8 protein-coding genes are annotated in these 8,473 nt (G+C 42.5%); 6 read left to right on the top strand and 2 right to left on the bottom strand.

Annotated features, from left to right (window positions below):
* Positions 1-307 precede the first annotated feature (307 nt).
* Positions 308-1,039 carry a hypothetical protein gene (locus tag BY457_RS06200; protein WP_146130958.1) on the bottom strand — a complete coding sequence of 244 codons (732 nt, stop codon included), beginning with the start codon at positions 1,037-1,039 and terminating at the stop codon, positions 308-310.
* Between the two features lie 107 nt (positions 1,040-1,146).
* Positions 1,147-1,368: a hypothetical protein gene (locus tag BY457_RS06195; protein ID WP_106152461.1), complete on the bottom strand. Its 222-nt coding sequence runs from the start codon at positions 1,366-1,368 to the stop codon at positions 1,147-1,149.
* Positions 1,369-1,750: 382 nt separating this feature from the next.
* Between BY457_RS06195 and BY457_RS06190 the strand changes: the two genes are divergently transcribed.
* The 6 genes from BY457_RS06190 to BY457_RS06165 all read left to right on the top strand — a co-directional run bounded on the left by BY457_RS06190 (position 1,751) and on the right by BY457_RS06165 (position 8,471).
* Positions 1,751-2,545 (top strand): SDR family NAD(P)-dependent oxidoreductase, encoded by a 795-nt coding sequence (locus BY457_RS06190; protein ID WP_106152460.1) that lies wholly within the window; start codon positions 1,751-1,753, stop codon positions 2,543-2,545.
* Positions 2,546-2,618: 73 nt separating this feature from the next.
* Positions 2,619-3,602 carry an NAD-dependent epimerase/dehydratase family protein gene (locus BY457_RS06185; protein WP_106152459.1) on the top strand — a complete coding sequence of 328 codons (984 nt, stop codon included), beginning with the start codon at positions 2,619-2,621 and terminating at the stop codon, positions 3,600-3,602.
* Between the two features lie 69 nt (positions 3,603-3,671).
* On the top strand, positions 3,672-5,687 hold the full coding sequence (gene ligA / locus BY457_RS06180) for an NAD-dependent DNA ligase LigA (RefSeq protein WP_106152458.1): 2,016 nt from the start codon (positions 3,672-3,674) through the stop codon (positions 5,685-5,687).
* A 68-nt stretch (positions 5,688-5,755) separates the two neighbouring features.
* Positions 5,756-6,280 (top strand): DUF6913 domain-containing protein, encoded by a 525-nt coding sequence (locus tag BY457_RS06175; RefSeq protein ID WP_258861604.1) that lies wholly within the window; start codon positions 5,756-5,758, stop codon positions 6,278-6,280.
* Between the two features lie 51 nt (positions 6,281-6,331).
* Positions 6,332-6,922, top strand: a complete 591-nt coding sequence (locus BY457_RS06170; RefSeq protein WP_106152456.1) for a penicillin-binding protein activator LpoB — start codon at positions 6,332-6,334, stop codon at positions 6,920-6,922.
* Between the two features lie 154 nt (positions 6,923-7,076).
* A complete protein-coding gene (locus BY457_RS06165; RefSeq protein WP_106152455.1) occupies positions 7,077-8,471 on the top strand; it encodes a COG3014 family protein in 1,395 nt (464 codons plus the stop codon).
* The last annotated feature ends 2 nt before the right edge of the window (positions 8,472-8,473 follow it).

Raw genomic sequence — 8,473 nt, 5'->3', positions numbered from 1 at the left:
CTCTGGGACACCCAAATTTACACCTAAAAATACATTAAAAATTTGATTTAATGAAAGTTAAGTTTTTTACATGAAAAAAAGTGCGGAACTCAGGAGAATTCAATGAATGACTATTTCTGCATCAAAAGGAGAATGGAACGTTAGTCCCTCGCCGGATTTGCGCTTTTTTCACCAAGAAACTCACTAAATAATATACATGTTCGTTTGTGACAAACCTTATCATGCTCATCTCAAATAAAAAGCCAAAAAAAGGGTGAAGATTTTCAACAAAACCGAAAACCTTCACCCGTTAATAAGTTTGATACGCTTAATCCTCTTCTGCTTCACGGGCTGCTTCCTCAGCCTCCTGAGTGGCTTCACGAGCTGCCTCTTCTGCTTCGCTGGCGGTTTCATCCGCCTCCTGGGCGGCCTCACGAGCTTCCTTTTCCGCTTCGCGGGCAGCTTCCTCTTCCTCCCTCATCTTCTCCTCATTGGCCTCCTCTACTTCCTGCTCCAACTCCTCTACTTTTTCACGCGCCTTCTCAATCTTTTCTTTTCTTTTCTCATACTCCTCTTCAGATATTTCGCCTGCTTCGTAGGCCTCCTCGGTTCTCTGCTCAGCATCACGGATTCTTTCCCTTGCCTCTTCAGATTTATCCTTTCCCTTTTTTATGGATTCATCCAGCATCTTACGATTTTGCTCCCGGGCTTCACGGGCGCGCTGTTGTCCGAATTCCCGACCCGACATACCCTGCTTATCTTTACCAAAGGCATTACCTCTTGCTTTCTCTGAAGCCTCTTTTCCCTTCTCCATCCCCTCTTTCATTTCCTTCCGGGCCTTATCTTTTTTATTACCGTTATTGCGGTTGCGTTCAAATTCCTTTTCCGCCTCTTCGGACTGTTCGCGAAGCGAATCAGCGGTCTGTTCCACGTTTTCCTTAGCTTCTTTAGCTTTTTGCCTGCCTTTGTTACGGGCATTCTGGCTGTTTCCCTGACCAAATGCCAATGAACCGGAAAAAGCCAGCATTAGCAATATCAATAAATAATGAAATCGTTTCATAATTAATAGTTTATAAAGTTAACAGGCTTTATTCACAAAAAATATCCTACCAGATCATTTGTGAATTTAACCCGGCCAAAAAGGCACTTCAATAAAAATAACACCAACTACTCCAGTTCATTAAGCGCAGCATCCACCTCATCAACTTTTTGCTCCAGCTCCAGGCGGGCTTTTTCAATTTCCACAGAAACGGAATCTGCCACCTCTTCACCAATTGCTTCCACATCAGATGTCCCTTCCGGGGCGTTCGTTTTATCTCCTCCCGAACTCCCACATGAGGCAAAAAACAACAGGGCAATGACTCCCAACAGAGATACAGTTTTCTTCATAATTTTAATTTTTAATGGTTAGACAACATTCAACAGATCGTTAGATTTTTAGATATTAGAGGTTAGAGGTTAGGAAAATCGTATTACATTGATATTCTGACTTTTATCAAAAACACCCATTTAAATATAAAGATTTAATTTCCAGAACTTTGAAAAAATTTTACAGACAATTGACATTAAATATCTAAATTAATAAAACCAAAGTAAAGACACATAGCCTGAACAAATAATTTGTTATATTCGGGTTTTCCGAAATTCATGCGCTTGAATTGCTAAAAAAGGATAACATCAGGAATTCTAAATCCGAAAAACCACTTAAAACCTGAGCCTGTAACATAAAAGACGATCGACAAATCAAAAGGTTGAAAAAACTGAAGATTTAATGGGAAAAAACAAAAAATATGCCCTGATAACAGGAGGAAGTCAGGGATTTGGAAAGCTACTGGCACTCGAATTAAGCAGATATGGTTTCAACGTCATTCTGGTGGCACTGCCTGGTGAGAACATCGAAAAAACCGCCACAGAGTGCCGCCAACTGGGGGTAGAAGCTCAAACATGGGAAGCCGACCTGACGAACCGTGACGAACTACTAAAAATGACGGCGTGGGCGAATAAAAATTTCGACATCAACATACTGATTAACAACGCAGGAGCCGGAGGAACCCAAACTTTTCATAAAAGTGACTTAACTTACATTGAAAACCTGATTCAAATTAATGTAATGGCCACGTCCATCATCACCCATCAGTTACTTCCCAACCTGCTCCGACAAGATGAATCCTATATTTTGAACGTCTCAAGTATGGCATCCTTCAGTCCCATTGGCTTCAAAACCGTTTATTCTGCCACAAAAAGATACATCCAACACTTCTCCAGAGCCCTTTGCAATGAATTAGCCGGAACATCCGTCTTTGTGAGCGTGGTACTTCCCGGACCAATGAAAACCAATGCCGAAATAACCGGGCGCATTGAAAAGCAAGGCTTCCTGGGTAAAATTGGACTCGTAACCCCCGAAAAAGCAGCCAGGGTAAGCATCCGGAAAATGCTGAAAAAGAAGCCCTATATTATTACCGGGAAACGCAATTACATCAATAAATTCCTGCTTTCTCTGGTGCCTCCAAAAATAAAAATGCATTTGATGACCCAAGCTGCAAAAAGGGAAATTGAAGAAGCTTAGGGATGAGGGTTGAGAGGTGTGGGTTGAGTTAACACAAAAAATCTTATAGTGGCACTTTGAAACAAAAACAGATATGTCGAAAGTTTTAGTTACAGGAGCCAACGGAATGCTTGCCACCAACGTTATTAACAGACTATTGGAAACAGGCTACAAAGTACGAGGAATGCTCAGAAACCCTGACAAATACCAGGGACCTCGCAACCAGAACCTGGAGTTGGTAACCGGTGACATTACCAGACCTGATCAAATAGAAGAAATCCTGAAAGATTGCACATCAGTGATACACGTGGCAGCTATTACATCACAAAGCATTCGGACTTATCACAAGTATGAGGAGGTAAATGTAAAAGCCACCAGAAAATTGCTGGAACTCTCCATTAGCAATAAAATTAAGAAATTTGTTTTTGTAAGTTCGGCCAATGCTTTTGGCTATGGCACTGTTGAAAATCCGGGCAATGAAAAGATGCCAATCCAACTACCCTTTTCAAAATCGTTGTATGCACGAAGTAAAGCTGAAGCGCAAAAGGAAGTTTTTGCTTGTCAGGACCGAATCTCAGTTTCTGTGGTCAATCCCACCTTTATTATTGGCCCTTATGATGCCAAACCCGGCTCAGGGAAGATCATACTGATGGGACACAGAAAAAGGATAATTTTCGCCCCTCCGGGAGGAAAAAACTTTGTTAACGCCACCGATGCCGCCAATGGAGTTGTGGCAGCGTTGGAGAAAGGAGCAAACGGACAGGCCTATCTGCTGGCAGGAGAAAATCTTTCATTCCGGGATTTTTTTCGCAAACTGGGAGATATTGAACAAAAACATCCGATGATTATCACAATCCCTCCTCTTTTCCTTAACGCAGCAGGAATTATCGGCAACATCATCCGTTTATCAGGAATTAATTCACAACTATCACTAACCAACACAAAAATGCTATGTGTCAACAACTTTTATACTTCTAAAAAAGCCAAAGAAGAGTTGGGTGTAAGATTTGATGGAATTGACAAAGGAATAAAAGAGTGTCTCTCCTGGTTCCGTAAATCAGGAGTTATCGACAAATGACCGATGGAAGAAGCGTATTTCGGTCAAAAAAGCTAAATTTGCTCATCACTTTAAATATTTGAGAACAAAATGGAGAAGGAAGCTGCCAAAGAAAAGATAGAGCACCTTAGGGATGAACTGAACCTGCATAACCACAGATATTACGTGGAGAACAATCCCATAATCAGTGACCGGGAGTTTGACCTGAAAATGCGGGAATTGATGGATCTGGAAAAAGAATTTCCGGAATTTGAGGATCCCGACAGTCCCTCCATGCGTGTAGGCAGCGACCTGAATAAAGAGTTTGAGCAGGTCAGTCATAAATACCCTATGCTCTCGCTTGGCAACACCTACTCCGAAGAGGAGTTACAGGATTTTCACAATCGCGTGATAAAGCTGGCCGGTTCAGACTTTGAATATACATGCGAATTAAAATACGACGGGACTGCAATCGGCCTGACCTATAAAGACGGAAAACTGGCACGTGCAGTGACACGCGGTGACGGAACTGTTGGTGACGATGTAACCCAAAATGTACGTACCATACGCTCAATTCCCCTGAAACTGAATGGTGATTATCCTGATGTATTTGAAATAAGGGGAGAAATCTTCCTGCCTCTGAAAGGATTTGAATGGCTCAACGCTGAGAAGGAAAAGGCCGGTGAAGCGCCATTTGCCAATCCACGTAATGCAGCAGCAGGTTCCCTCAAACTTCAGAACAGTTCGCTGGTAGCCAGGCGACCACTGGATGCCTATTTTTATTATATGCTCTCGGAACAATTGCCAACCGGAAGCCACTATGAGAACCTGATGAAGGCTCGTTCCTGGGGCTTAAAAATATCTCCGCACACCCGGAGATGTAAAACCATCAGTGAAGTTTTTGAATTCATAAAACACTGGGAAACTGCACGCCACGATCTGCCATTTGAAATCGACGGAGCGGTAATAAAGGTGGATGACATCAGCCTTCAGAAAAAGCTGGGATTCACGGCTAAAAGTCCCCGCTGGGCTATTGCCTACAAGTTTAAAGCAGAAGAAGCCAAAACGCGATTGGTTTCTGTAGATTATCAGGTGGGCCGAACCGGAGCCGTAACACCGGTTGCCAACCTGGAACCGGTTCAGTTGGCCGGAACCACAGTAAAAAGGGCATCCCTGCACAATGCAGACATCATATCCGGTTTGGGACTTCACATCAACGACTTGGTAACTGTTGAGAAAGGAGGTGAAATAATCCCAAAAATTACCGGCGTGGTTATAGAGGAGCGCCCGGCCCTGAGTGCTCCTGTAGAATTCATAAAAGAGTGTCCGGAGTGTGGCGCTCCATTGATGCGTCCTGAAGGTGAAGCAGCACATTACTGTCCCAACACAGCCAGTTGTCCTCCACAAATTAAAGGAAAACTTGAACATTTCATTTCGCGCCGTGCCATGAACATCGATGGTCTGGGGGCAGAAACTATAAACCTCATGTACAGCAAAGGGTTGGTGACAACACTCCCCGACCTTTACAGAATAAAAGCCTCACAACTTATTACACTGGAGCGACTGGGAGATAAATCGGCCAGGAATATTGTTTCCAGCATCCGAAAGTCACTGGAAGTTCCCTGGCCCCGAGTTTTATTTGCTTTGGGTATCAGATTTGTGGGAGAAACCGTGGCCAAAAAACTGGCAGGCAGTTTTACTTCAATTGACCAGCTGGCTAATGCATCAGAAGAGGAACTTATTGCCGTTGATGAAATTGGAAAGAAAATTGCCGGAAGTATTATTGCCTTTTTCAAATCGGAAGCCAACCGAAGAATGATTGAAGAGTTGAAAACTTTTGGGCTGCAACTGGCCGGATCAGAGCATTCATCTTCTCCCGAATCTGTTTCCAATGTTCTGGAAGGCAAAACGCTTGTGATCAGTGGTAAATTCACCAAATATTCCAGAGACCAGCTGAAAGAGATGATTGAGGCTCATGGAGGCAAAAACACGGGATCTGTAACCGGAAATACCGATTATCTGGTAGCCGGAGAAAATATGGGCCCCAGCAAACTTGAAAAAGCCGAAAAACAAGGCGTAACAATATTATCAGAAAATCAATTTCTTGAACTGATTGGAGAAGAATGATTTTCAGCCTGATTTTTGCATAAAAAAATCAGGTTAAAATCCGCTCCATAACTGAAAACAGAGACCGCGTGATACTTCTAAGAAAACAAAGAGAAAATTTCGGCCGATGGATGCTGCACAAAACCCTGAAAAAGAGTTCGCGCAGTGTTGAGATGAAAAAACTGACCGACCTGAAGAATGTCGGCATATTTTTTGATGCCTCATCAGAAAAGTGCCTGAAAGAGGTTAAAGCATTCATCAAAGAACTGAATGGCCAAAATATTAACACTAAGGCTATAGGTTTCTTTAATGCAAAGGAAGCAGAAGATAATCTCATTAGTGACCGGAAACTGTTTTTTGCCACCTTAAAGGATTTTTCTTTTTTCTTCCTTCCCAAAAGTGAAGAGTTAAAAGAATTTACTCAATACGAGACGGATGCTTTACTTGTTTATTCGGCCGATGATTGTTTTCCTGCCACAGCAACGATAAAACTATCAAAAGCCAAATTGAAAGTAGGCCTGTCCGGTAAGTTTGACGATGCACTTGATCTGACCTTTGAGCTTGCAAATAATGCTCCGGAACAACTGACAGAGCAAATTAAAAGATATCTGTAATAATTAAATCATTTCTATAACAAAACATTTCACCCTATAATACAACTACTTATGAAAACGACAGCTTATATTCTCGTACTCTTCACAATGATCGCTTTTCTGCAAAGCTGCGGCACCCGTAAAGTGGAGCGCATAGATACCGAAGAGATTATTGACCTGAGTGGGCGCTGGAACGACACCGACTCACGTATGGTGGCAGAAGCCATGGTTAATCAGGTATTGGAAGCTCATTGGCTAAAAAACTTTGAGGAGAAACACAACGGAGAGAGACCGGTTGTGATTGTCGGACTGGTTTACAACAAATCGCATGAACATATTGAAGCAGAGACTTTTATCAAAGACATTGAAAGAGCTTTTATCAACAGTGGCAAAGTGAGACTTGTTCAGGCAGGAGATAAAAGGGAAGAGTTGCGTAAGGAACGTGCCGCCCAACAAGAGTTTGCTTCACCTGAGACCGTCAAAGCCTGGGGCCGGGAGCTTGGAGCCGATTTTATGATGAATGGCGACATCAACTCCACAGTGGATACCTATAAAAAAGAACGTGTCAATTATTATCAGGTGAATCTGGAGCTTACAGATATTGAAACCAGTGAAATTGTCTGGATTGGTGATAAGAAAATCAGAAAATATATTAAGAATTAATTACCAAGGAACAATGAACAATTACCAATGAACAATTATCATTAAGCAAGGTATAGGTGATAAATAATAATTGATCATTGATCATTGATCATTGAACATTGATAACTGATAATTAAACATTGAACATTGATAACTGATAATTGAACATTGATTTATGGCCCGCATTCCCAAGGTAATAGCAGTTGTTTTTTTGGTGGTATTGCTGAGCGCCTGTGCAACCTTTTACCAAAAGACCTATCAGGTGCAATCAAATATTGCCGGGGGAAATTTTGAAAAAGCAGAGAAGCTGCTGGCCAATGATACCAAATGGGCAGAAAATAATCACCGGGTTTTGTATTTTATGAATCGCGGGGTGGTATCGTTTATGATGAATGATTACCGCGAAAGCATCAAATTTCTGAACCAGGCCGATTATTACATTGAGGATTACTCCAAAAACTACGGATGGGAAGCGCTGTCGATGATATCCAATCCGATGGTAAAACCGTATCGCCCGGAGGATTTTGAATCTGTAATGGTTCATTTTTACAAATCACTGGCTTTTCTGGCACTCAACGACTATGAAGGCGCTCTGGTTGAAGCCAGACGTGTAAATATCCGTCTGCAACAACTCAATGACAAATACAAAGATCACAAAAACAAATATCAGCGCGATGCATTTGCCCACAACCTGATGGGAATGATTTATGAGGCTGCGGGCGATTACAACGATGCTTTTATTGCCTACAGAAATGCACTGGAAATTTACGAAACAGATTATAAGGAATTATTTGGTCTGGAGCCCCCGCGCCAGTTGAAAGAAGATTTGTTAAGAGCGGCAAAAAAGACAGGCTTTGAAGATAAGGTCAGTTTTTATGAAAACAAATTCAATGTTCAGTCTCCCCCAGCGCTGAAGAGTAATCAGGGGGAATTGGTTGTTTTCTGGCTTAATGGCATGGGGCCCGTCAAGGAGGAATGGCAAATTACCATTTCCAATTACGGAATGTCCAACGGCGTTGTTGCTCTGGGCAACCAGGAGATGGGATTGCACTACACCTATTCGGCCAACAGCCTGTCGTCACGCGAAAGAGCTGCATTTAAGGATCTCTCCTTCCTGCGCGTTGCCTTTCCACGATACCGTGAACGCTTTCCTGTTTTTTCCAACGGACGTATTACCGCCAACGGGGAAACCATTCCTTTTGAGCAGGCACAAGACATCAATAAAATAGCTTTTCAAAGTCTGAAAGACAGAATGGTACGAGAGTTAGGCAACAGCCTTTTACGACTTGCAACAAAACGAGCCATGGAAGAATTGGCAGCCAATGAAAACGAGAATCTGGGAACCATAGTGAGCATCATTAATGCAATGACCGAAAAGGCAGATACCCGCAACTGGCAGTCGCTGCCCTATTCTGTTTCATACGCCAGAATTCCATTGCCGGCAGGGCAGCAAACCATCGATTTGAGTTTCTCAGGTCGTAATTCGGTAAATGATCAGATCACGGTTGATATCCAACCCGGGAAAACCTCTTTCTTTACCTATCACACAATGACCAGCACCTCTTTTTAATT

Source organism: Marinilabilia salmonicolor, assembly GCF_003003035.1.
GTDB classification, from domain to species: domain Bacteria; phylum Bacteroidota; class Bacteroidia; order Bacteroidales; family Marinilabiliaceae; genus Marinilabilia; species Marinilabilia salmonicolor_A.
The sequence above is the reverse complement of the archived record's forward strand: the minus strand, read 5'-3'. Positions and strand labels throughout refer to the sequence as shown.

Excerpts from the sequence above, each read along its gene's own strand:
- BY457_RS06200 (WP_146130958.1), bottom strand. The coding sequence starts at position 1,039 with ATGAAACGATTTCATTATTTATTGATATTGCTAATGCTGGCTTTTTCC.
- BY457_RS06195 (WP_106152461.1), bottom strand. The coding sequence starts at position 1,368 with ATGAAGAAAACTGTATCTCTGTTGGGAGTCATTGCCCTGTTGTTTTTT.
- BY457_RS06190 (WP_106152460.1), top strand. The coding sequence starts at position 1,751 with ATGGGAAAAAACAAAAAATATGCCCTGATAACAGGAGGAAGTCAGGGA.
- BY457_RS06185 (WP_106152459.1), top strand. The coding sequence starts at position 2,619 with ATGTCGAAAGTTTTAGTTACAGGAGCCAACGGAATGCTTGCCACCAAC.
- ligA (WP_106152458.1), top strand. The coding sequence starts at position 3,672 with ATGGAGAAGGAAGCTGCCAAAGAAAAGATAGAGCACCTTAGGGATGAA.
- BY457_RS06170 (WP_106152456.1), top strand. The coding sequence starts at position 6,332 with ATGAAAACGACAGCTTATATTCTCGTACTCTTCACAATGATCGCTTTT.
- BY457_RS06165 (WP_106152455.1), top strand. The coding sequence starts at position 7,077 with ATGGCCCGCATTCCCAAGGTAATAGCAGTTGTTTTTTTGGTGGTATTG.